Origin of the sequence: Sphingobacterium sp. SYP-B4668 (assembly GCF_027627455.1) — a bacterium.
Lineage (GTDB): Bacteria > Bacteroidota > Bacteroidia > Sphingobacteriales > Sphingobacteriaceae > Sphingobacterium.
Map to the genome: position 1 here is coordinate 4,449,452 of NZ_CP115483.1, position 23,617 is coordinate 4,473,068.

Sequence of the window (23,617 nt, forward strand, 5' to 3'; positions counted from 1 at the left end):
ACAACCGTTTTACCTGGTTTTAATCTTTGATGTATTTTTACTGAAAATTTATCATAAAAATACTATTTATCCATTTGACAGTGCTGCAGCACCTGATACGATCTCGGTCAACTCAGTTGTAATGGCCGCTTGACGTGCTTGGTTATAAGACAGCTTCAATGATTTAATCAAATCACCAGCATTCTCAGTTGCCTTGTCCATAGCTGTCATACGAGCACCATGCTCAGAAGCATGAGAATCCAAGACAGCTTTGTATAATTGGATTTTGATAGCCTTAGGAATTAATTCCTCTATTATTTTTTCCTTAGACGGCTCGATGATGTAATCAATCTCCTTTGGTTCTTCTTTAGTCTTTGCGGTATCTTCTGCCGGAAGTAAAGGCAAGATCTGCTCTGCTGTCAATATTTGAACAGCAGCGTTGCGGAATTGATTATATACCACCTCTACGCGGTCGTAGTTGCCTTCTTTGAATTGCTCCATGATAAACTCTGTTATCTTGGAAGTATTCTCAAAATTAAGCTCGGTGAACAATTCACTATGATTGGCCACGACATTGTACGCATTGCGTTTGGCATAAAAATCATTTCCTTTCTTACCGATAGCTATGATACTGACGTTACCTTTTCTTAGTTGATCTGCATATTTCTCCGAAATCAGATTATTGGTTGCCTTGATAACATTGGCATTGAATGCTCCCGCAAGTCCTCTATTGGACGAGACCACTACCAATAGTACCTTATTGGGCTCGCGATCTTTGGTAAAAGGTGAATCATTACCTTCGACACTTGCAGATACATCAGCCAGAATCGCCCTTAATTTATTGGCATATGGACGCAATTGTATAATTGCATTTGTCGCACGCTTTAATTTGGCGGCAGACACCATTTTCATCGCTTTAGTGATCTGCTGCGTCGAGGATACCGATACAATACGGTTTCTTACTTCTTTTAAGTTTGCCATATTTAAATTGAGACTTGAGTATTGAGCACTGTGTATTGAGTATATTGCTCTATACTCAATACTCCATACCCATATCTAATTAATATTGTGATGCTAATTCTTTAGCAACTTTTTCCAACACATCAGTCAATTCATCTGAGAATTTACCAGCTTTAAGTGCTGACAAAACTTCTGGATGACGTTGCTCCAATTGAGTTAGATAATCCTCTTCAAATTGACGCACTTTAGCGACTGGTACCGAACGGAAAAGGCCTTTAGTACCTGCATAGATGATTGCAACTTGTTTTTCAACAGATACAGGAGAGAACTGTCCTTGTTTCAAAATTTCAACGTTACGAACCCCTTTATCCAATACAGCCTTAGTTGCAGCATCTAAATCCGAACCAAATTTAGAAAATGCCTCCAGCTCGCGGTACTGAGCCTGATCCAACTTCAATGTACCAGATACTTTCTTCATCGGTTTAATCTGCGCATTACCACCTACACGGGATACAGAGATACCCACGTTGATTGCTGGACGAATACCCGCATTAAACAAGTTAGACTCTAAGAAAATCTGACCATCGGTAATTGAAATTACGTTGGTTGGGATATAGGCAGATACATCACCAGCTTGTGTCTCAATGATTGGAAGCGCTGTCAATGAACCACCACCTTTCACCAAATGCTTAATAGACTCAGGAAGGTCATTCATATTACGAGCAATTTCATCTGAAGCATTGATTTTAGCAGCACGCTCTAATAAACGGGAGTGAAGATAAAACACGTCTCCAGGATATGCTTCACGACCAGGGGGACGACGAAGCAATAAGGATACCTCACGGTAAGCTACCGCCTGTTTTGACAAATCATCATATACAATCAATGCTGGACGTCCGGTGTCACGGAAAAATTCACCAATTGCAGCGCCTGACATCGGAGCGTAAAACTGCAAAGGTGCAGGTTCAGCAGCCGAAGCGTTGACAATCACTGTATAAGCCATCGCTCCTCTTTCCTCCAATGTACGAACGATGTTCGCAATTGTAGAGTTCTTTTGACCCACAGCAACATAAATACAGAACACAGGTTGACCTGCATCATAAAATTCTTTTTGGTTTAAGATGGTATCGATACACACAGCAGTCTTACCTGTCTGACGATCACCGATAACCAACTCACGCTGTCCACGACCGATAGGAATCATAGCATCGATGGCTTTGATACCTGTCTGTAGAGGCTCTGTAACTGGTTGACGGTAAATTACCCCTGGAGCTTTACGCTCAATAGGCATTTCGTAAGTATCTCCTACAATCGGTCCCTTACCATCGATAGGCTGACCCAACGTATTAACGACACGACCCAAAAGTCCTTCACCCACTTTGATGGATGCGATACGTTCAGTACGTTTAACAGTACCGCCTTCTTTTACGTTTTCAGAAGAACCCAAAAGTACAACACCTACGTTGTCCTCTTCCAAGTTCATGACGATACCTTGCAATCCGTTATCAAACTCTACTAACTCTCCCAACTGTACTTTAGTTAAGCCGTAGATCCGAGCGATACCGTCACCTATTGTTAGGACTGTACCCACTTCTTCGAGTTCGGCTTCTGATTTAAAGCCTGACAATTGTTCTCTCAAAATTGCCGAAACTTCATCTGGTCTTACCTCTATCATTGTAATTTTTATAAGGGGTTTTTTATTTTTGTTTTATTTCCAAGTTCGGTGGCTTATACCGCCCGAACAGCTAAATATCTTTCTAAATCTTCTAATTTGCGCGAAATACTAGTATCGATTTGCTTGTCTCCGACTTTAACGACGAATCCACCAATCAATGAAGTATCTACTTTATTAGTCAAAATGACCTCTGCACTGAGTTCCTTAGCGATAAGTGTTTTTAAAGTTTCAAAATTTTCAGTCGACAATGTTGAAGCAGAAATGACTGTCGCTTCTACGACACCTTTAATCACGTTATAACCACGTAAAAACTCTTCAGCAGTACTGTAAAGAATCTCACCTCGGCCTTTGTAGATCACAATTTTAAAAAATGCCAAAACCGAAACATCAAACTTATCCTTGAACAATTGGTCAAGAATGGCATATTTCTTTTCAAATGTAATGATTGGATTAGCTAATACTGCACGAAGGGCTGTATTTTCTTTTACCACCGATACAAACTGTTCAATATTCGCTTTTACGTCTTCCAGCTTACCCTGTTCCTGAGCCAAGTCTAATAAAGACTTTGCGTATCTCGATGCTACTTTATATACTGACATAGTTATAAATTATAGATTTGACTGACCAATGATTAGTTTAACTTAACATCTTTAAGCAAATCTGCTACTAAAGACTGTTGCTTACCTTGGTCCTCAAATTCTCTACTCAATACCTTACGGGCAATCTCGATTGACAATTCGGACACCTGAGCTTTCACTTCTGCCAATGCTTTTGTTTTTTGGCTCTCAATCTCATGTTTAGCCTGAGCAATCAAACGTTTTCCTTCAGTCTGCGCTTGCTCTCTTGCCTCAGCAACGATCTTGTCTTTCAACTCTTTTGCTTCTTTCAAAATCAAATCACGCTCGGCACGAGCCTCTTTTAGCAATTGCTCATTTTCGTTGGTCAAACGAGCCATTTCCAACTTAGCTTTCTCTGCAGCAGCCAAAGCATTGGAAATGCCATTCTCACGCTCTTCAAGCGCATCAACGATAGGCTTCCAAGCAAATTTACCCAATAAGAAAATGACGATTACTAGAATAATGACCTGCCAAAAAAACAGGCCGTATGAAAACTGATCTAATAATTTATCCATTGATATAGAATATATGTGTGTTTAATACTTTTTATTTTAAAAATTCATAAAAAACATGATTGGTAACCAACCGTTACCAATCATGTTTTAAGGTTTTGTGACTATTTACCCAATAGTAAAGCACCGAATGCTAAACCTTCAAGTAACGCACCAATGATAATCATTGCAGTTTGGATTTTGCTAGCAGCTTCTGGTTGACGAGCAATAGCTTCCATAGCCGAACCACCGATTTTACCTAGTCCTAAACCTGCACCGATAACGATTAAACCGGCTCCAATTAAATTGTACATAATGTATGATTTGAATAATTAAAAAAATTCTGATTAATGATCATGGTGTTCCTCAACTGCCATCCCAATAAACAAGGATGAAAGCATGGTAAAGATAAACGCCTGTAAAAATGCTACCAATATCTCCAATACGAATAAAAACAATGTCAACAACATCGACATCGAAATACTACCTGGCAATGTTAAGAGTTCTTGAAGCAAGTAAATTCCCGCAATCAATCCCATGACAATCGTGTGTCCAGCAGTAATGTTTGCAAACAAACGAACCATCAACGAAAAAGGCTTGGTGAATAATCCTAAAACCTCTATCGGAGCCAGAATAAACTTGAATGGCACAGGTACTCCTGGCATCCAAAAAATATGCTTCCAATAACTTTTATTAGCTTTGAAATTGGTTATTAAAAAGGTGAACACCGCGAGACAAAATGTGATACTGATGTTACCCGTAACATTGTACCCTAGTGGAGTAAGTCCCAACAAGTTTAGAATAAAAATCAAGAAAAACACAGAAAGCAAATACGGCATGAACTCTTTGTATCGATGACCGATATTGGGTAAAGCCATTTCGTCGCGAACGTAGAGTACTAATGGCTCTAATACACGTGAAAATCCCTTTGGCAAATTATTGGATCCTTTTCTGTAAGTCTTAGCCAGTCCAATGAACATAATGAACATCAAGATCGCAGCCAAAAATAACCCCGTAACGTTTTTTGTTATTGAAAAATCCCAAGGCTTGGCATTCGTTGGGTGATGTTTTTCATCCATTGTCAACATACCCGAAGCATCGGTCTTATAGATTTTATTGTGAAAAAGCTTGTAGAATTGACCACCTTCTTCAACTACAGCGTTGCCGTGATCAAATCTCGCAGAAGAGAATACTTTAAGACCATTGTCAATCAAAATGACTGGCAATGGAAAACCATAAACTTTCCCTTCTTTCTTATCGCTGAATAAAGAAAAGTAATAATCATCTTCCAAGTGATGGGCGATATATTCACGGATTTCTTCAGACTGAGATTTTGGTTCGCCAGTAACATCACTAGCACTCGCCAAGAACGGTTTACATCCGAACAATACTACGGTAAAAATAAGAAGCGCTCTCCTAAGACTCTGCATGTTTTCTTGTTAATTTTTGCGCAAAAATACGATTTTATTTATCATCTTCTGCGATTAATTGAAACTTTTTTTTATTTTAATAATCCTCTATTTATTCTCTTGATTTATAACTTTATAGGTTATAAATACGTCATAGACCAGAAATGCAAAAAACACGGCCAAAAAATTATATTCAAGGAAATTTTCAGGCATCTTGTTCAACCCTTTATTCACGTACAAAAAGGATGCAGCCATCTTCAAGGTCAACAAACCCAGAAAAATAAATCCGATATTTTTGGGCATTACCGTATTAGCTACTAAGATAATGATCAACATCACCGACGAAGCAATGCCCTCGAAAAGATATAAACCCGAAAGACTATATGAACCTGTTGACCATGCTCCCTGTAAATCCAGATTATTCAAAATAAAATAGTGACTTCCAAACAAAATGGCTCCAATAATCAACAGTAGTATAAAATAGCCTACAGACTTACTCATCTTTATTTATTCGATTAGCTTGTTTAATAAAATAATAGAGCGATACAAATACACCCAAAAATGTACAGATTTTCATTGCTAGACTTCCTGAAAGCACATATTTCTCATCCAACCACGTACCCAACAGATAGAAAAGATAGATGGTAATCCCCATCTGGGAAGGCATTGCAATAAACATCATCCACTTATTGTTTTTGCCTTTTTTTTCCATAATTTATGTGTTAGTCAAAAGGAGTCGTACTTCTCCCCTATCTCAAAATCATGTGCAAATATAAGCGATAATTTTTGTTTAATCTATACTCAAAACTTTTTGTCCTATTCGAATATCAGGATAGTCTACTGTAGGGCCTAGAAGGGTCTTTAATTCAGAAGAAGAAGCATCTGGGTGCTGCTTGATCACAGCGATTATCTTATCAAGCTTCACCTGGTCAATAAGCTCAGTGGCTTCGACCCCTTCTCCAATAAAATTTATTAAGTGTCCATAAATAGTACCCACTACCATACCGCGCTTAGTGGCTATCTCTTCAATAGATTGACCATCCTGGAACATCTCGAGTGATATTTGCTTGGTATCCAATTTATTCTCCCCTTTCTGATCTTCCGTGTCTGTCGCTGATTTCACGTTATCATCTTTAGATTTTTCAAACTTTTGAATTTGGCTGACCGCATTGCTCACATCACCATCATTCATCAAAGTCTCTGCAATTGTCAAGCAATGAATCAATTGTTCCAACTTGCGTTTATAATCCAAGTGAATGGCTTGAAGCTCATCCACATATTTTTTTGTCCGTTTCTTTATTTTCCAATCCGCAATATGCTGCGCAGTCGCTTGCAAAAGCTCCGTTTCCATTTTTGGTTTAAACCACAGAACCGCAGATCGGGTTCGTTCGCATATTTTAGTATAATCCAGACTTTCCTTGTCACTCAAAAGTGCATATAGCTGATTAATAAAAGTATGGGCGACTTTCTCCTGCACCTTGAGGTTGGATATCAGAGTAGAAAAGTAACGTTCGGCTCCAGGTTTATCATCGATATTCCGATCCGCTAGTGATGCGCTCAGGCCGGCTGTCTCTTCTACCAATGGTGTCCATCTAAAGCTATTTAGCAGAATCTGTCCCAAATAATTACGTTGACAAAGCTCCAATACCTTAGGCAGTTCATTTTCGGATAGAATACGCTGCATAAAGTCCACCACTTGAAAATCTGTACGGATAGAATGCGATGGAATGGGAGATTTAAGCACCAGTCCTTCCAACCCTGTCAACCTACTCAGCGCAACATACACCTGTCCCGCTGCAAAAGATGTTCCAGCATCAATAATGGCCTTTTCAAACGTCAATCCTTGACTTTTATGGATTGTAATAGCCCAAGCCAAGCGTAGCGGATATTGCGAAAAAGTCCCCATGACCTCCGAATTAATGGCATCTTGCCCTTTATCGTAGTTATATCGTATATTTTCCCACGTTTCTCGTTTTACGGTAACTTCATCCGAGCCATCTGGAAAAGTTACAACAATCTGTTGCTTATCCAGATTTATCTCCTTTACAGTGCCTATCTTGCCATTGAAATATTTCCGATCATCCCCAGTGTCGTTTTTGATAAACATAACTTGTGCCCCCTCCTTCAATGTCAATGTCTCATCCGTAGGATAAGATCCCGACTGAAAGTCATCCTTAATGACCGCTTTTATATTCAACATCTTACCTGGAAGCGCAATCAATTGTTCCTGATTAATCGAATCAGCAAGTCTATTGTGCGAAGCCAAAGTAATATAAGAATCTGACTGAGTGGGCTTAAAATCCGCTTTGTAGTGTGAATTAAGATAATTCAAATCCATCTGTGACACTTCGTTATTACGAATGTTATTCAGCAGGTTGATAAAAGCATCATCCTTCTGCCTATATATATGGCTCAGTTCAAGCATTACAGGTGGAAACTCCCGCATTACCTTTGCATCAAAGAAAAAAGGACTTGAGTAAGCGCCTCGCATCACTGACCACTCATTATCCCTAACAACAGGAGGTAACTGATAGAGGTCTCCGATAAACAGGACCTGTACACCTCCAAAGGGTCTTTGGTCTCTCCGTACCGATTTCAGGATGATGTCGATAGCATCCAGTGTATCACTACGAACCATGGATACCTCGTCAATAACAAGAAGCTCTAACTCCTGTAGGATGGCACGTCGCTGCTTGGTCAATTTGATGGTGCTAAACAGGCGACTTTTATTATAAATATGATGATCTTGATCATTCCAATTCATCTCGTAATCTTCCAAGAAAACTCCAAATGGCAACCAAAAGAGGGCATGAAGGGTCGTCCCCCCCGCATTCATGGCTGCAACTCCTGTAGGGGCCGTAATGGCCATCTTTTTATACGAATGCTTGTGAATATATTTAAGGAATGTTGTCTTTCCAGTCCCTGCCTTTCCCGTCAAAAAAAGATTTTGATTAGTTTGATTCACAAAAGCAACAGCTTGTATAAATGCCGTATTATGTTGATCTAAAGACAGTTCTCCCATGATTAAAAAATATAGTAAATGCTCAAAAAATATCGAAATGAAGTATAAATAAAGCGTACCTGTCATTTATTCAATGATGGTTTACTTACACGCACGCTTATGGGCAAACTTAGACAAACTTGCCTTTTTTCACAAGTAAAATCGTTGAACTAGGGCAGCTATCAGATTTGGGCAACGATTGGCAAAAGTTGCACCTTAAGCAGCTCTTGCAATAACTGAAGCTTGACTTTAGCAACCAACACAGCATCCCTATCGTGAATGAGCGCCATGGTATATGATTCAGGGAGAGCATTAATAGCTTTTTTAGACTCTTCAATAGACTTGCGGACCTTAGCGTCCAATTCACTATCTTGGTGCCCCACAACGGTAGAAATCCCCAATCCTTTATGCAAATCCAACTTGCCAGTATACAGGTTTTCGATAGAAATGAGATTATTCAAGATATCAAATTTGATATTATCACTATAGGGATTTTCAAGAGTAGTATTTTCTGGATGAAGATAATTATCAGCTATCTTTTCATCGATGATTTCATCCGTAACCGTAATCATCCGCTCAACATAGCCCTTCAGCCTCTTTTGACAACCGATCGTACGTTCCTCATCTCCTCTAGCGCGCAGCGTCGAAACATCTGACGAAGCTTCCCGTGCCAACGCAAGCAATTGCTTACTCTGCTCTACCATACTGGTTGTAATCGTCATTAATCCTTGAAGCTCTGCATCCGTCATTTCAGCCGATACTTTGACACCCTCAGAGCCCCATAAAATTTCTTCGATCAACTGTAGTTCACCCAATTGTGCCCCAGAATCCATATCATTTGACGCAAACATCAATCGTTTGTCCATCCGACTGCGGATAGCTGCTGCATGCAAATCATCGACGTAATAACCCTCCGCTTGCTCCCAAAGCTCGCGCGCTTCGAACCAAGCCTCGCGCGCTTGCAATAACGAAAGATCATCTCCAATCTCAATTCTCGCTACTGCCGCCTGCAGGTCTATGACTCGCTCACATAAAAGCTGATGTGTAGGAAGAATAATATGGGATTCGATATTGTCTATGACCTTTACTTGCGTATTGACCTTATCTTGATTTGTAGAACAACTGCCCAGGATTGGAATTAGAGCCAACCCCAAATATCTGCTTTTCATTCGTATTACTTAATATATTAATGTTCAGATCTTTGTAGCCCCATCAGGACCATCGCCCATCAAACAACCTCGGTACAGACTATTTCAATCTGGCTTCGCCCATTTATCTGAATGAATAAAAACGTTTGCAAAGGTAGAGATAAATTCGTAAATTGAAAGTCACAATATTAGTGGTAAATTTTAAAAAAAAGCCTAACTTCATCGCCATAAGTAAATCAAATAAAAATGGAATACGTAGATAAATCAGAATTATTCAATGAAATAGAAAAAATCCTCTTAGACAAAGGATTTAAAATTGAAAAACAAGACCAAACTCGCCCTTGGGGTGGATTTTTTGTTATAAACGAAGATCAGGCTCAGCAGTTTGCAGACGAATATTTTGAAGGACTAGATGTCCAGGGACTAAAGATATCTGGGAAACTAAGTCCAAAAATCCTAATCGTTGCCCCAGAAAAGCGCCTTTCGTGGCAGTATCATCATCGTCGTGCCGAAATATGGAGAGTAATCCGCGGCAATGTTGGCGTAGTAACTAGCACTACCGATGAAGAGCAAGAGGTTAGAAAACTAACCGAGGGAGAAAGTATCAAACTGAAACAAGGAGAACGCCATCGCTTGGTGGGATTACAGGAATATGGTGTATTGGCTGAAATATGGCAACACACAGATATCGAGAATCCCTCAGACGAAGATGATATTGTACGTGTACAAGACGACTTTGGCAGATAGCAATCAAGCAAAAGAGGGGAAAAAATCCCCTCTTTTTTTGTTGGCCAAAGCCACAATAAACATATAAAACAGTATCAGTAATCCGCGCGCGAGTCCCTACCACTTGTCATTTGATTTTTCTTTCTTTTCCATAGCCCTTTCGGCCGCTCTTTCTGCACGTTCTGCAGCACGCTCCGCCTCTCTTTCAGCACGCTCCGCTCTCCGTTCGGCATCTCTTTCTGCACGTTCGGCCTTTCTCTCGGCAATTTCAGCAGCTCTCTCTCCACGCTCGTCAGCTTCTCTTTCTATTTTGGCAATCTTAGCTTTAAACTCTGGCGAGTTGTATCTCTTTTCGATTTCAGCCGCATCGGCCTCTATCTTCGCAATCTTAGCTTTGAATTCGGGTGAATTATAGTGTTCCTCTATCTTCGCTGCATTTGCCTCTATTTTTGCAATATTAGCTTTGAACTCAGGTGAATTAAATTTTTTCTCAATTGCCTTTGCATTTTTCTCGATACGCTTTATCATGGCCTTAAATTCAGGTGAATCAGGATTTTGCTGACCACTCTTCACCGCACCGTCTACAATCTTTTGAATATCTTCTGTAAAATTTGTCGATGCCATTACATCACTCACCATGCGTCCAATATCTTCAGTAGAAACCACGCTCTTCATGAATTCGGGGGAAGAAAGAAAAGATAAATCCATATCCAATTTCAGGGAATCCATCGCCACGACCATATCCAAAGGCAGAGAGTCATTCTCTAAAGCCATTGGCGAGGTGGGAGCAGTTGGAGGATGAGGAATCAATGAATCTGCACACAATGTCGAGTCAGGACCTAATGTATCCAAACCTATCAATGAATTGGTGACAGAGGATAAATTCGTATTCCTTAACGTATCTTTTTCAGCCTGAGCATATGTCCTTTTGCTGAACAGCGCAATGGTTCCGATCAAAACCATGATAGCGAGTAGTTGGAAAGCATTCGTTTGGAGTGCCGATCTTTTCTTAGTAATCATAAGTAATCTCTTTTTTATCAAAGAATGGTTAAATGGGCTGACCAACGTCACCACCTGTCTTTGCGAGACAGATTGCAACAGCAATGCGAGGTAGTCAAAATGATTGCGAGTGGAGACAACTGCTTCATCCGCCAAAAATTCATGATTGGTCTGTATAGCTCTTTTATAAAAATACAATGCAGGATTGAACCAGAATACAATCAGCAAAATCTCAATGAATATAATATCCCACGTATGGTTTTGCTCGATATGAGCCCTTTCATGATCGACAATATCTTGTGCTAAGCCATCAAAATACTCCTCTCTATTAACAAAGAGATACTTAAAAAAACTGAACGGAGAGACCCGGTCATTTATAAGAATGATGGTCACATCATCTCTTCTCACGGTCTCCGCATGTACTATTTTAAGATACAGTTTTCGGAGGTTTCGATTAAAACGAATGGCCATAGCAATGGCTCCTACAAAATAAAGCAGTATAACACCAACAAGCAGATACCCCCCCCAACTATTGGTTCCTGACGGCTCTACAAGAGTGGCCCCGGCCACAGCACTTGACGAGGATGCAGAACTATTTGCCGCTAAAGCAATGGGTTCCTCACTTAATGTTTGTACGTGTTCATAAGTCGGCAACTGTACGTATTTTTCGACAGGGGCTTCCACTTCAAATACGAAAAATGGGATAAGCAAAGCCAATAGTAGAGACGATAACAAATACCATCTGTTAATACGGAATGACTTCACATACTGAAGCAGGGCAAAATACAAGACAATAAAGATTGTCGAACCTGCAACGAATTTAAAAATAAACTCAATCATCGTTTCTCTTTTTAAGTTCTTGATCTACTATTTTTTTCAAACCCTCCAGTTCTTTATCGCTCAAATTTGCTGATGACGTGAAAAACGAAGCAAATTGTAGGGTTGAATCATTAAAGAATTGCTTAATCATTCCACTCATTTGGTTAGAAAAGTAAGCTTCTTTCTTTATCAACGGAAAATATCTTCTAGAATTGCCAAATGTCTCATAATCAACGACACCCTTCTCATGCAGCCGTTTCAAAAGCGTTGCAATGGTCGTCGTAGCAGGCTTCGGATCAGGATAACATTCGATAATATCTTTTAAAAACGGTTTACCCGCTTGCCAGATATAATCCATCAATTCTTCTTCCTTCTTGGAAAGACTCTTTTCTATATCATTAGAATTCATTCTACAAATATAGAACAGAATATTTATAAAAAAAGAATTTCAGTCAAAAATATTTTTAAAATAGATTAAATACACTGATTATCAGTAAAATAAAAATCAATAAAACATCTAATAGATAGAGAAAACACTGACTAAAGGGAACCACAAAAGTCACCAATAGCCGCCGGAAACCGCTTTCAAAAAGTCAACCCCCATTCCTACTGTAGCATATTGTATAAACGTCCCGTCTTAATAAAATGAATCAGGATTTGCCGGCAATCATCCATTACATTTAAGTATAGCTAACATGAACAAGATGAAATTCAAATCAAGTATTTAGCTGATGCTACATTGTTGTTTAGTATAACACTACATTTACTCATGTGATGATGACAAAAATGTATCCCAATATCCAAAGAAAGTTAAGATTGAGTACAGCACATCTTCAAAAACCAAAGAGATCAAACATGGGGAGATAAGCCTTACCGATAGCCTTGGAAAAGATTCCACGAATGTCGCTGGTCAAGTACCTTTCAATACGGCATTCAAAAGAATGGTAGCCAAACCAGGCGAAAAAGTAAAACTAGCTTTCAAAGCCTCTGGAAACGGAGAAATTAAATAAGATATCAAAGTCGACGATCAAATTGTAAAAACTGAAACTTTCAAATCTACCGCAGACAGTTTAAAAGCCTCACTAGAATATACCTTTTAACAATTTCCCTTTAATATAATCCCTGAAAGCTGCTTCCATTCACTTGGAGCAGCCTTTCAAACGTATTATGAGCTACAAGTCGATTTAATTCTATATCTTGTTGCCCAAGCGGATAGACGAATACCTCAAAATATAAAAGAAGGAATACTTGTGAAAAAAAACAAGTTTATCTAAGTTTGCTTTCAACATTTTCACACCTTTATGACGACATATAACGAAGACAGCATACGATCACTGGACTGGAAAGAGCATATCCGCTTACGTCCAGGGATGTACATTGGTAAGCTGGGAGACGGCTCTGCATATGATGATGGAATCTACGTACTTTTAAAAGAAGTAGTCGACAACTCAATCGATGAGTTTGTAATGGGCGCTGGGAAGACGATAGACATTACCGTCAATGAGAACAAAGTTGCCGTACGTGACTATGGTCGCGGAATTCCCATTGGCTCAGTAGTCGATGTAGTATCCAAAATAAATACAGGTGGTAAATACGATAGTAAGGCGTTCCAAAAATCAGTAGGTTTGAACGGTGTGGGTACGAAAGCGGTAAATGCACTATCTTCACAATTCACAGTACAGTCCTATCGCCAAGGAGAGACGCGAATAGCACAATTCAGCAAGGGTGAGCTCATGGCGGATGAGAAAAAAGAAACCACTCAACGCAATGGTACTGCTGTAGCTTTTTATCCAGACGAGAGCATCTTTAGAAACTACAAGTATCGAATGGAGTTTGTCGAAAATATGATCTGGAATTATGTCTTCCTCAACTCTGGGCTAGTTATCAACTTCAATGGACAAAAGTTCATTTCTGAAAATGGTCTTAAAGACCTGTTAGAGCGGAATATTGATACAGAGTCCATGCGTTATCCTATCATCCATCTCAAAGGAGAAGATATTGAAATCGCCTTGACCCATGGGCAGCAATATGGAGAAGAGTATTACTCATTCGTCAATGGACAACACACCACGCAAGGGGGTACACACCAAGCAGCCTTTAGGGAAGCAGTAGTAAAGACCATCCGCGAATACTATAAAAAAGATTTTGATGCAGCAGATGTACGCGCGTCCATTATTGGAGCGATTGCCATCAAAGTACAAGAGCCCGTATTTGAGTCGCAAACCAAAACCAAATTAGGTTCTCAAAGCGTTGGTCCCGATGGTCCCACTGTGCGTACGTTTATCAACGACTTTGTTAAAAAAGCCTTGGATGACTACCTGCACCGCAATTCAGAAACAGCTGACGCCCTATTGAAGCGCATCATGCAATCCGAGAGAGAGCGTAAGGATATTGCAGGAATCAAAAAATTGGCAAATGAACGTGCAAAAAAAGCTTCGGTACATAACCGCAAGCTGCGGGATTGCAAAGTTCACTTTTCAGACAAGAACGAACGGAATCAAGAAACGACTCTCTTCATCACCGAAGGAGATTCAGCAAGTGGCTCCATCACCAAATCTCGTGATGTGCAGACACAGGCGGTATTCAGCTTAAAGGGAAAACCGTTAAACTCATATGGCATGTCCAAAAAGATAGTCTACGAAAATGAAGAGTTCAACCTGCTACAGCATGCCTTGAACATTGAAGATGGATTAGACGGTCTACGTTACAACAATATCGTTATCGCTACAGATGCTGATGTCGACGGCATGCACATCCGTCTGTTGCTACTAACATTTTTCCTTCAATTTTTCCCCGACCTTGTAAAAGCAGGTCATGTCGCAATCTTGCAAACCCCTCTATTTAGGGTCCGAAATAAGAAAGAAACGATTTACTGCTACTCGGACGAGGAGAGACAGCGCGCCATTGCAAAACTAGGAGCCAAACCCGAAATCACCCGTTTCAAAGGATTGGGAGAGATTTCTCCTTCCGAATTTGGATTGTTTATTGGAAAGGATATCCGGTTAGACCCTGTCATCTTATCCAAGGATCAAAAAATCCAGCATCTATTGGAATATTACATGGGTAAGAATACACCAGACAGACAGAAACACATTGTCAACAATCTTCGCGTAGAAGTAGATATCGAAGCTGAATTGACCAAAGAAGCAGTATAAATAAAGAACCACACAACCTAAACCCTTGAACACTCAAATACTCATACTAATCCAATGTCAAGACGACGTTGGATTAGTTGCCAAAATATCCAATACAGTAGCACAATATCGTTTGAATATTGTGACCATGCGTGAATATGTAGATGAGGAATCTAACAAATTTTTCGTCAGATTAGTTTGTAACGGCAGCATTGACCAACCATCACACTTGCAGGAGTCTTTAAAGGACAATCTCCCACCAAATGCGCAGATTACAATAAACCCTTCCGAACGAAAGAAAATCATCATACTCGTAACCAAAGAACATCATTGCTTAGCGGATATCCTTATACGCCATCACTTTGAAACGTGGAATACAGATATACAAGCAGTCATTGGCAACTACAGTGAATTGGAGGAATTCACAAAAAAATTCAATATTCCCTTCCACTATGTTTCACATGAAAACATTAGTAAAGAGGAGTTTGAAAGTAAAATTGCTAACCAGATATCCATATACCCTTTTGACTATCTTATCTTAGCTAAGTTCATGCGGATACTATCACCAGATTTTGTACGAAAGTTCAAGAATCGCATCATCAATATCCACCACTCATTCCTTCCGGCATTTATAGGCGCCAATCCCTACAGACAAGCATACACCAGAGGAGTAAAAATCATTGGCGCTACCGCTCACTATGTGACAGACGATTTGGACGAAGGTCCTATCATTGTACAAGATACCCGAAGAGTGAATCACACGTACACCGTACAAGATATGATGACCGCTGGCAAAGAGATTGAAAAGGCTGTATTAGCTAGAGCTATACGCCTTTTGCTCGAAGATCGCGTCATGTTAGATGGCAATAAGACCATAGTCTTTGAATAGAAAAATCTAAAATGTGATTAACATCATTATTTAATAGCGCTTCTCCACATTTTTTTTTCGGAGAATTATTAGCTATTTCGTAACATATAACTACGTCATATGTTGCACTCATTTCACATCCCGGTACTAGGGCTTGCATTCTCCATAGATTCGCCGCTTAAAGTTGCTAAGTATGGTATTTCATCCGTAATCTCTATCGTAGATGATGAACTCATCGAACGTATTAGGATCTACTATAGCCAACGTCATCAGCTCGACTGCAAGCCCATCACAAAAAAAGAGTACGACTTTAGGGCTATGCGGATAACTTCTTATCTCAATCTAGTAAAAGTCCTAGTCCAAGAACAAATAGAACATATCCGACAGCAGGTACTCGAAACTAGCCAGGAAAGTACCCGTTACTTCAATCTCCTACCGGAAGGTACTCCTATCAAAATGGATTACAATGAGTTTATCACCGAAGTCGATCCTCAAAAAAGAAGTCAACTAGCAGTGCAAATCAGCAAACATATACAAGCTGGAGACATCGATGTCAACATCATGTCTAAAGTGGACAAAATGAATGTAGCCGCCATCGGACATCCTATGGATGAAAAACTGTCAGACGCCCTAGCTGCCCTTAGAGGGTTTGCCAACTCCGAATTACAGTCCTCCGTTGTCCTTTCAGCAGGTATGAACCCAAGACTATATACCTATATTTCAGAACTTGAACAATTTTGGCCCAAAGAAGGTGGTACATTCAACAAAAAAGTGACACTCAAAGTAAGCGACTATAGATCAGCTTCTATTCAGGCTAAATTTTTGGCTAAAAAGGGAGTCTGGGTTTCCGAATTCAGAATTGAATCTGGCCTCAACTGTGGAGGACATGCTTTCGCAACCGATGGCTTTCTATTAGGTCCTATATTGGAAGAGTTTAAGAACAAGAAAAAAGAGCTTCAAGCTGAACTCTTTCACGTCTATCAGCAGTATTGGTCCTTAAAGAGCACAGACCTACAGTATCCACCTCCTATAAAATATACTGTACAGGGAGGTATCGGTACAGCAGACGAACATCGTTTTTTGCTGGAACACTACGATTTCGATGCAGTAGGCTGGGGATCTCCCTTCTTATTAGTTCCAGAAGCCACTACATTAGATGATCAGACCTTAAATGCACTATCTATTGCTTCAGCCGATGACTTCTATATCAGTGATTCCTCTCCGCTAGGTGTACCCTTCAACAATTTTAGATTAAGTTCCGCCGAGAAACAACGGATACAACGCATCCAAAGCGGTCGACCAGGTAGTCCATGCAAAAAGAAATATCTAATCTCTAATACAGAATACACAGAACAACCCATATGTACCGCCTCTCGAGAGTATCAACATCTTAAAATTAAAGAATTGCAAGAGAAGCAATTGCCTCGAATGGAGTATGAAAAGGAATATGAAAATATCACCGTTAAGACTTGCTTATGTGACGGCCTAGCGGCTCCAGCTTATATCAAGTATGGCATTTTAAAGCCAAGAGAGATTGATTCCGTATCCATATGCCCGGGTCCTAATACCAGTTGGTTCAAAGGAATATTTTCGTTAGATCAGATGGTTAATCATATATATGGACGTGATAATCTATTAAAAGATCAATCACGTCCATTTTTCCTCATTAGCGAATTGAAACTATATGTCACCCACATCCAAAAATATGTAGAAATCAATATGTCTACAGTAGACGAGAAAAAGATCCGTTATTTGGATAAGTTCAAGAGACAATTACAGGAAGGAATCAGCTACTACAAAGAATTAAAAGAAACGTTGAATAACTTTCCAGCCCACATCATCCAAGCTATTCCCAACGAACTCCTACAGATAGAACTACAGTTGGAAAAGATAAAGTTCAGCTAAGTAATTGCTGGCTTCTATCGGTGCGCAGGCTATCACAGATAGGAAATAGTCACCCATCGACAGCGCTTTCCCTTAATCAAAAACGGACTTCAAATGAAGTCCGTTTTTGATTAAGGTGTCGCTATTGTTCGAAACTTACCAAATACTCCAAGAGGTAATTTGGCACCTGCTGTGGCCTGCAGATATAGCTCCCCTATCTCCAAATTCTCAACTTTCGGAAACGCAGTCCGGATGAGGTTCTCGACAATTACTGAAGAGAAACCCAGCGAATAGGTATTTAGGATAAGGAAATGTTCTTTAGGATCCAACAACTGCACGACATCTCTCATCATTTCTGTTATATGATCCTCCAATTTCCATTTTTCCCCCTTAGGTCCATGTCCATATGCGGGGGGGTCTAATATGATGCCGTTATAAGTATTGCCTCTTTTAAGCTCACGCTTCACAAATTTAAGAGCATCTTCCACTACCCACCTAATATTGTCGATTTCTGATAATTCTTGATTTTCGTTGGCCCAAGTGACCACCTGTTTAATAGAATCTACATGCGTAGTATCTGCTCCAGCAGCTTTTGCAATCAATGATGCTCCGCCTGTGTAAGCAAATAGGTTTAGTACCTTCGGTGTTTCAGTCTTAAAGGAACGAACAGATTCGGAAATGTAGTCCCAATTAACGGCCTGCTCTGGGAAAATACCCACGTGTTTGAAAGAAGTCAGTCCCAAACGGAATTTAATCGCTACATCAGTGTTCTTGTATTCAACATACCAACGATCCGGCGTTTTGGCATTCTTTTTCACCCATTCGCCAGAAGTAGCAGATCTCCCTTTGAAACGGATATCATGGCGCTTAGTCCATTCGCCCTCAGACAAAGTCTTTGGCCAAACAGCCTGAGGCTCTGGCCGTATAAGCACCAAATTGCCAAAACGTTCCAATTTTTCAAAATCCCCGCAATCGATCAACTCATAGTCTTTCCAATGCGTAGGAGTCAGTAGTTGTATTTCTGTATGATTCAAAATATAAAATTTGCTGCAAAGATACAGTTATCTATCAAAAGTATATAATCAAGATTACTGTTCTCGCTTCATGGATTTACGAGCAGCCTGCATCAAAGGGCTTGCAAACACAAAGTCATTAAGTTCCTTCACGTCCGACCCCAGAATATCCTGATTCGTACCTTCCCAAAACTTCTCCCCCTTATATAGATACAGAATGTATTCCCCAATCCCCATTACCGAATTCATGTCGTGGGTCACTACGATTGTCGTACATTGATATTCCTGAGTCAAGTCTTGTATCAGCTCATCAATCAAAATCGAAGTAGCAGGATCAAGACCCGAATTTGGTTCATCACAAAATAGATACTTAGGCCCCATACTAATTGCCCGAGCAATACCAACTCGTTTTTTCATACCTCCAGACAATTCTGTAGGGAACAACTTATTAGTACCGGCAAGATTAACCCGTTCCAAACAAAAGTTAGCCCGATCCACCTTTTCCGCTTTGGACATATCTGTAAACATATCCAACGAAAACATCAAGTTCTGCTCCACAGTCATCGAATCAAACAGTGCCGAATTCTGAAAAAGCATCCCGATTTCTTTACGGATAGGTATACGCTCTTCAAAATTCATCTTAGTAAACTCCTGTTTATCGAAGAAAACACGCCCCTGTTCAGGGTGATGCAGTCCTACTATGCACTTTAAAAGCGTACTTTTTCCAGAACCAGACCCCCCAATGATGAGACTCACTCTGCCTGGTTCGAAAATCGCATCTATACCCTTTAAGACCTCGTTATCCCCAAAAGATTTATGTATATTCTGAATTTCAATCATAGTTTATCAACTTACAGCATAATAGCAGTAATCAAATAGTCGCTTGCCAAAATAGTGATACACCCGATTACAACAGCTTGTGTACCCGCCTCTCCAACTTCTAAAGCCCCACCCCTTACATAAAAACCTTTATATGCAGGTACGGACGTAATTATAAATCCAAATACAACTGCCTTTACCATCGCTACAGATACTGTAAATCCATTAAAACCTCCTTGAATACCTTGGATGTAATCCGCAGCACTTACAGCGCCCGATAGCGCCCCTCCAATCAAACCACCTAGTATTGCACAAAAAATAGCCACAATGACCAACGCAGGAATCATCGTAACCCCAGCTAGTACTTTAGGAAGAATGAGATAACCCGGAGTATTGATACCCATAATCTCTAAAGCATCAATCTGTTCGGTCACACGCATAGATCCGATTTGAGAAGAGATGGAAGACCCGACCTTCCCCATCAAGACCAATGCTGAAATCGTTGGTCCTAACTCCAATATATTGGAGTCCCTATTAATTTGGCCAATAATAGAGTTGGGAATCAAATCCGAAACCAGCTGAAACGCAATCTGCATCGTCATGACCGCTCCAATAAAAGTAGAAATAATAACTATCAAACCTAGCGAACCTAGGCCAATATCGGTCATAGCCAGCATAGTCTCTTTCCAATAAATTTTCCCCTTTTCTGGTTTCTTAAATACGGCCTTTAATAGTAAGATGTACTTCCCAATATGATAAATAAACATAAATGTGCTTGAATGACTGACTTTCTATATAAACAGCATAATGCTGGATTAGTTTAGGGATTCCCCTACTTATCTCAAATTAATTAAACGAATATAGACATAATCCTACAAAAACAGGTATCCCTTCAAATGCCATGATGCCTATTACAAATTACGCACTTTACCGATAAAAAAAAGAGATTCACCGATTTTTTGATTCGAATAACCTAAATACTCTATTTTTTTCACCATCTTCACTTTACTTTTGAATCAATCAGCTAATTGAAATAGGAAGTAAAGCACTAAACATATGAACAATAGAAAAATAACCTCTGGACTTATTTTCCTTTTTGTAGGAATAGTACTCTTGTTAGATGTATTAGATATCGTGGAGTTCAACTGGGTTGAAATTATAAAGTACTGGCCACTACTCATTATTCTAGGTGGCATTAATATGCTCATGCCTAATAGCGAATTCGGACATATCGCCAAACTAGGTTTTACATGTATTCTGCTTGGATTTTTAGCCTATGTCGGTTTTGTCACACCCAAACAAGATCTTCTATCCCGATTCTTAAGAGGTTCAAATATCCATATTAGCACCAATGATGATGATAGCATTGCTGATAGTAATTATAGTCATAGTCTCTCGGTGCCTTTGCCAGATACCCTGACCTATGCTTCGGCCAATTTCGACATGGGTACCACCAACCTGCATCTATCCGACGTTGCCAGCACTGTGTTATTTGAAGCAAAGAACACTTCCAATTCATACTTTATGGAATTGTCATCCAATACTTCTAAACAAGGTATACCACACGTCAACCTCAATGGAGAGAAAAAAAACGAAGGAAAAAGCAAAAACAACAAAACGCTCATCAAGCTCAATAAAGAGGTCGTATGGGATTTAAACTTTGATATAGGTGCATCCGAAGTAAACTTTGACCTATCTCCATTCAAGGTACGCCATATAAATTTCGATACAGGTGTCAGCTCAGTAAAATTAAAACTCGGCATGCCCGTAAGTCACTCACAGGTCAATATAGATGCAGGAGCCTCTTCTTTAGAAATCCTCGTCCCCAAAAATGCAGCATGTCGCATTGTATCTGACGGAGGCCTATCGACCATCTCTATGGATGCCGGATTTCTAAATAAAACCGATGGTATTCGCGAGACAGCAAATTATCCCAACGCGGCTGAAAAATTTGATTTTGCTATTGACGGAGGAGTTACATCTATTAAAATCAAGCAATACTAAATCTACTATGTTTTTATTGTATAATCCATAACTTTGCACTAGATATGGATACAAACAATTTATTGACTTTGCCAGGAGGCTATTGTAATTCAAAAAAAGAATATAGCCGGTGGTTGACCAGAGAAGTAAAAATTGGCGATATACCTATGGGTGGTCACAATCCCATTCGTATACAAAGTATGACCACAATCGATACAATGGACACCATAGGATCGGTTGAACAAACTATACGTATGGTGGATGCAGGATGTGACTATGTGCGAATTACTGCCCCGAGCATTAAAGAATCTGAAAATTTAGCAAATATAAAGAAAGAGTTGAAGGCCAGAGGCTATCAAGTACCATTGGTAGCCGATATTCACTTCACACCCAATGCAGCAGAAGTTGCTGCAAGGATTGTTGAAAAAGTAAGAATAAACCCAGGCAACTATGCCGACAAAAAGAAATTTGATCTGCTAACTTATTCCGATGGCGAATATCAAGCCGAACTAGATCGTATTTATAAAAAATTCGCTCCCTTGGTTAAGATTTGTAAGGAATATGGTACAGCTATGCGAATTGGGACCAATCATGGGTCACTTTCAGACCGAATTATGAGTCATTACGGAGACACTCCCGAAGGGATGGTAGAATCTGCATTGGAATTTATCCGTATCTGCGAAGATCTCAACTACTATAATCTTGTCATCTCGATGAAATCGAGTAATCCACAAGTTATGGTCCAAGCTTATCGGCTATTAGTACAAAAGATGGTTCTCGAGAATATGAATTATCCACTTCACCTCGGCGTCACAGAGGCGGGTGATGGCGAAGACGGGCGAATCAAATCCGCGGTGGGCATCGGCACGCTCCTTGAAGATGGACTCGGCGATACTGTAAGAGTATCTTTGACAGAGGAGCCGGAGAAAGAAGCCCCTGTGGCGATTGCTTTGGTCAATCGATATCGAAACAGAGCGCAGACCTTTCACCAACAAGTCCCTCCCCCCATCTTTCAGTTCAACAGCTTACAGAATGATGTAATACCTTATCACTCCAAGGAAACTAACACGTTCATTGGAGGATCTCTAGTTCCTCGAGTAGCCGTAGACCTATCTACTAGTAATCTAAAAGACCCAAATATCCTGACATCCGTTGGATACAAATATGACGTCTTGAATGACAAGTATCACATGGGTGAGCAATCTGTAGATTTTGTTTTCTTAGGCGACCAGCTTCCCTCATTCAATATGCCAGGCAATCTCAAACAGCTTTATAATTATCACACTTGGCAAGGAATCTCTAACCCCTCGAATATACATCCCGTATTTGAACTCGAAGAATTTATATCTGCAGCTCGAAAAGACTCGGCACTAAATCTAATCAATATCAAGAATGAAGACCTTCAAACCGATACCTTCGGACAGTTGCCTCTAGACCACACCATTGTTTTCATTTTACAAACCGATCATATACACGGAATGGCCGAGCAGCGCCAGTTTTTTTTAAATCTTCAAGAGATTGGAATAGATTGCCCCGTAATCATAAAAAGATCATATGCTAAAGAAGAGTTTTCTGGTCCATTGGGCGATATCATGAACCCAGAGGAACCCCTTTCCAAAATACAACTATACGCTGCTACAGATCTTGGGGCATTGTTGATTGATGGATTAGGATCAGGAGTATGGATAGACTCTCCTGCGACTCCAATTGAAAAGATTGTTTCCGTTTCCTTCGGAATCTTGCAAGCCACACGCTCACGTATCTCCAAGACAGAATACATCTCCTGTCCAAGCTGTGGAAGAACCTTGTTCGATTTACAAGAGACCACCCATATGATTCGAAGTAGAACGAATCATCTTAAGGGATTAAAAATAGGAATCATGGGTTGTATTGTAAATGGTCCCGGAGAAATGGCCGACGCAGACTACGGCTACGTTGGAGCTGGACCGGATAAAATCACATTGTACAGAGGTAAAGAAGTCGTTAAGAAAAATGTTAGCTCTTCGAAGGCTCTGGACGAATTGATTGAAATCATCAAGGAAGATGGTCGTTGGATAGAAAATACGGAAATATTGTAAATAAAAAAAGGTCT

At 40.0% G+C, this 23,617-nt stretch carries 21 protein-coding genes; 6 read left to right on the forward strand and 15 right to left on the reverse strand.

What is annotated here, in order from left to right; genetic code table 11:
* Positions 1-66 precede the first annotated feature (66 nt).
* From atpG to OQ289_RS18155, 10 genes are all read right to left on the reverse strand, one after another.
* The gene (gene atpG / locus OQ289_RS18110) at positions 67-960 is read right to left on the reverse strand and encodes an ATP synthase F1 subunit gamma (RefSeq protein WP_270088229.1); all 894 of its coding nucleotides are present in this window, start codon (positions 958-960) and stop codon (positions 67-69) included.
* Between the two features lie 79 nt (positions 961-1,039).
* Positions 1,040-2,614, reverse strand: a complete 1,575-nt coding sequence (atpA, locus tag OQ289_RS18115; RefSeq protein WP_033564105.1) for a F0F1 ATP synthase subunit alpha — start codon at positions 2,612-2,614, stop codon at positions 1,040-1,042.
* 53 nt (positions 2,615-2,667) lie between these two features.
* Positions 2,668-3,213 (reverse strand): ATP synthase F1 subunit delta, encoded by a 546-nt coding sequence (gene atpH, locus OQ289_RS18120; protein WP_270088230.1) that lies wholly within the window; start codon positions 3,211-3,213, stop codon positions 2,668-2,670.
* Positions 3,214-3,245: 32 nt separating this feature from the next.
* A complete protein-coding gene (locus OQ289_RS18125; protein WP_033564103.1) occupies positions 3,246-3,746 on the reverse strand; it encodes a F0F1 ATP synthase subunit B in 501 nt (166 codons plus the stop codon).
* A gap of 101 nt (positions 3,747-3,847) precedes the next feature.
* A complete protein-coding gene (atpE, locus tag OQ289_RS18130) occupies positions 3,848-4,036 on the reverse strand; it encodes an ATP synthase F0 subunit C (RefSeq protein WP_021188666.1) in 189 nt (62 codons plus the stop codon).
* Positions 4,037-4,069: 33 nt separating this feature from the next.
* Complete coding sequence (gene atpB / locus OQ289_RS18135; protein WP_270088231.1) at positions 4,070-5,152, reverse strand: F0F1 ATP synthase subunit A; 1,083 nt, start codon at positions 5,150-5,152, stop codon at positions 4,070-4,072.
* Between the two features lie 87 nt (positions 5,153-5,239).
* Positions 5,240-5,632, reverse strand: coding sequence for a hypothetical protein (locus OQ289_RS18140; protein WP_270088232.1), 393 nt, complete (start codon positions 5,630-5,632; stop codon positions 5,240-5,242).
* On the reverse strand, positions 5,625-5,843 hold the full coding sequence (locus tag OQ289_RS18145; RefSeq protein ID WP_270088233.1) for an AtpZ/AtpI family protein: 219 nt from the start codon (positions 5,841-5,843) through the stop codon (positions 5,625-5,627). The genes OQ289_RS18140 and OQ289_RS18145 overlap by 8 nt, the downstream gene beginning before the upstream one ends.
* A gap of 78 nt (positions 5,844-5,921) precedes the next feature.
* Positions 5,922-8,153: a helix-turn-helix domain-containing protein gene (locus OQ289_RS18150; RefSeq protein ID WP_270088234.1), complete on the reverse strand. Its 2,232-nt coding sequence runs from the start codon at positions 8,151-8,153 to the stop codon at positions 5,922-5,924.
* A gap of 161 nt (positions 8,154-8,314) precedes the next feature.
* Positions 8,315-9,301: an imelysin family protein gene (locus OQ289_RS18155; protein ID WP_270088235.1), complete on the reverse strand. Its 987-nt coding sequence runs from the start codon at positions 9,299-9,301 to the stop codon at positions 8,315-8,317.
* A 225-nt stretch (positions 9,302-9,526) separates the two neighbouring features.
* Here OQ289_RS18155 and OQ289_RS18160 point away from each other — a divergent pair, with 225 nt between their 5' ends.
* The gene (locus OQ289_RS18160; protein ID WP_270088236.1) at positions 9,527-10,027 is read left to right on the forward strand and encodes a phosphoheptose isomerase; all 501 of its coding nucleotides are present in this window, start codon (positions 9,527-9,529) and stop codon (positions 10,025-10,027) included.
* Positions 10,028-10,123: 96 nt separating this feature from the next.
* On the opposite strand, the gene OQ289_RS18165 is transcribed toward OQ289_RS18160, so the two are convergent.
* Both OQ289_RS18165 and OQ289_RS18170 read right to left on the reverse strand, forming a co-directional pair.
* Positions 10,124-11,845: a M56 family metallopeptidase gene (locus tag OQ289_RS18165; protein WP_270088237.1), complete on the reverse strand. Its 1,722-nt coding sequence runs from the start codon at positions 11,843-11,845 to the stop codon at positions 10,124-10,126.
* The gene (locus tag OQ289_RS18170) at positions 11,838-12,233 is read right to left on the reverse strand and encodes a BlaI/MecI/CopY family transcriptional regulator (protein ID WP_270088238.1); all 396 of its coding nucleotides are present in this window, start codon (positions 12,231-12,233) and stop codon (positions 11,838-11,840) included. Before OQ289_RS18170 ends, OQ289_RS18165 begins: the two co-directional genes overlap by 8 nt.
* Before the next feature lie 892 nt (positions 12,234-13,125).
* Between OQ289_RS18170 and OQ289_RS18175 the strand changes: the two genes are divergently transcribed.
* From OQ289_RS18175 to OQ289_RS18185, 3 genes are all read left to right on the forward strand, one after another.
* Positions 13,126-14,979, forward strand: a complete 1,854-nt coding sequence (locus tag OQ289_RS18175; RefSeq protein ID WP_270088239.1) for a DNA topoisomerase IV subunit B — start codon at positions 13,126-13,128, stop codon at positions 14,977-14,979.
* A gap of 25 nt (positions 14,980-15,004) precedes the next feature.
* Positions 15,005-15,847 carry a formyltetrahydrofolate deformylase gene (gene purU / locus OQ289_RS18180; RefSeq protein ID WP_270088240.1) on the forward strand — a complete coding sequence of 281 codons (843 nt, stop codon included), beginning with the start codon at positions 15,005-15,007 and terminating at the stop codon, positions 15,845-15,847.
* Positions 15,848-15,946: 99 nt separating this feature from the next.
* Positions 15,947-17,731, forward strand: a complete 1,785-nt coding sequence (locus OQ289_RS18185) for a hypothetical protein (RefSeq protein ID WP_270088241.1) — start codon at positions 15,947-15,949, stop codon at positions 17,729-17,731.
* A 110-nt stretch (positions 17,732-17,841) separates the two neighbouring features.
* On the opposite strand, the gene OQ289_RS18190 is transcribed toward OQ289_RS18185, so the two are convergent.
* The 3 genes from OQ289_RS18190 to OQ289_RS18200 are packed head-to-tail and all read right to left on the reverse strand — an operon-like array spanning position 17,842 to position 20,309.
* Positions 17,842-18,747 carry a class I SAM-dependent methyltransferase gene (locus OQ289_RS18190; protein ID WP_443020444.1) on the reverse strand — a complete coding sequence of 302 codons (906 nt, stop codon included), beginning with the start codon at positions 18,745-18,747 and terminating at the stop codon, positions 17,842-17,844.
* A gap of 51 nt (positions 18,748-18,798) precedes the next feature.
* On the reverse strand, positions 18,799-19,563 hold the full coding sequence (locus tag OQ289_RS18195; RefSeq protein WP_033564090.1) for an ABC transporter ATP-binding protein: 765 nt from the start codon (positions 19,561-19,563) through the stop codon (positions 18,799-18,801).
* Between the two features lie 11 nt (positions 19,564-19,574).
* Entirely contained in the window at positions 19,575-20,309 is a 735-nt protein-coding gene (locus tag OQ289_RS18200) for an MlaE family ABC transporter permease (protein ID WP_270088243.1), read from the reverse strand.
* A gap of 289 nt (positions 20,310-20,598) precedes the next feature.
* On the opposite strand from OQ289_RS18200, the gene OQ289_RS18205 reads away from it, so the two are divergent.
* Together OQ289_RS18205 and ispG are read left to right on the forward strand one after the other, a co-directional pair.
* Positions 20,599-21,546 (forward strand): LiaF transmembrane domain-containing protein, encoded by a 948-nt coding sequence (locus OQ289_RS18205; RefSeq protein WP_033564088.1) that lies wholly within the window; start codon positions 20,599-20,601, stop codon positions 21,544-21,546.
* A gap of 44 nt (positions 21,547-21,590) precedes the next feature.
* Positions 21,591-23,603, forward strand: coding sequence for a (E)-4-hydroxy-3-methylbut-2-enyl-diphosphate synthase (ispG, locus tag OQ289_RS18210; protein ID WP_270088244.1), 2,013 nt, complete (start codon positions 21,591-21,593; stop codon positions 23,601-23,603).
* The last annotated feature ends 14 nt before the right edge of the window (positions 23,604-23,617 follow it).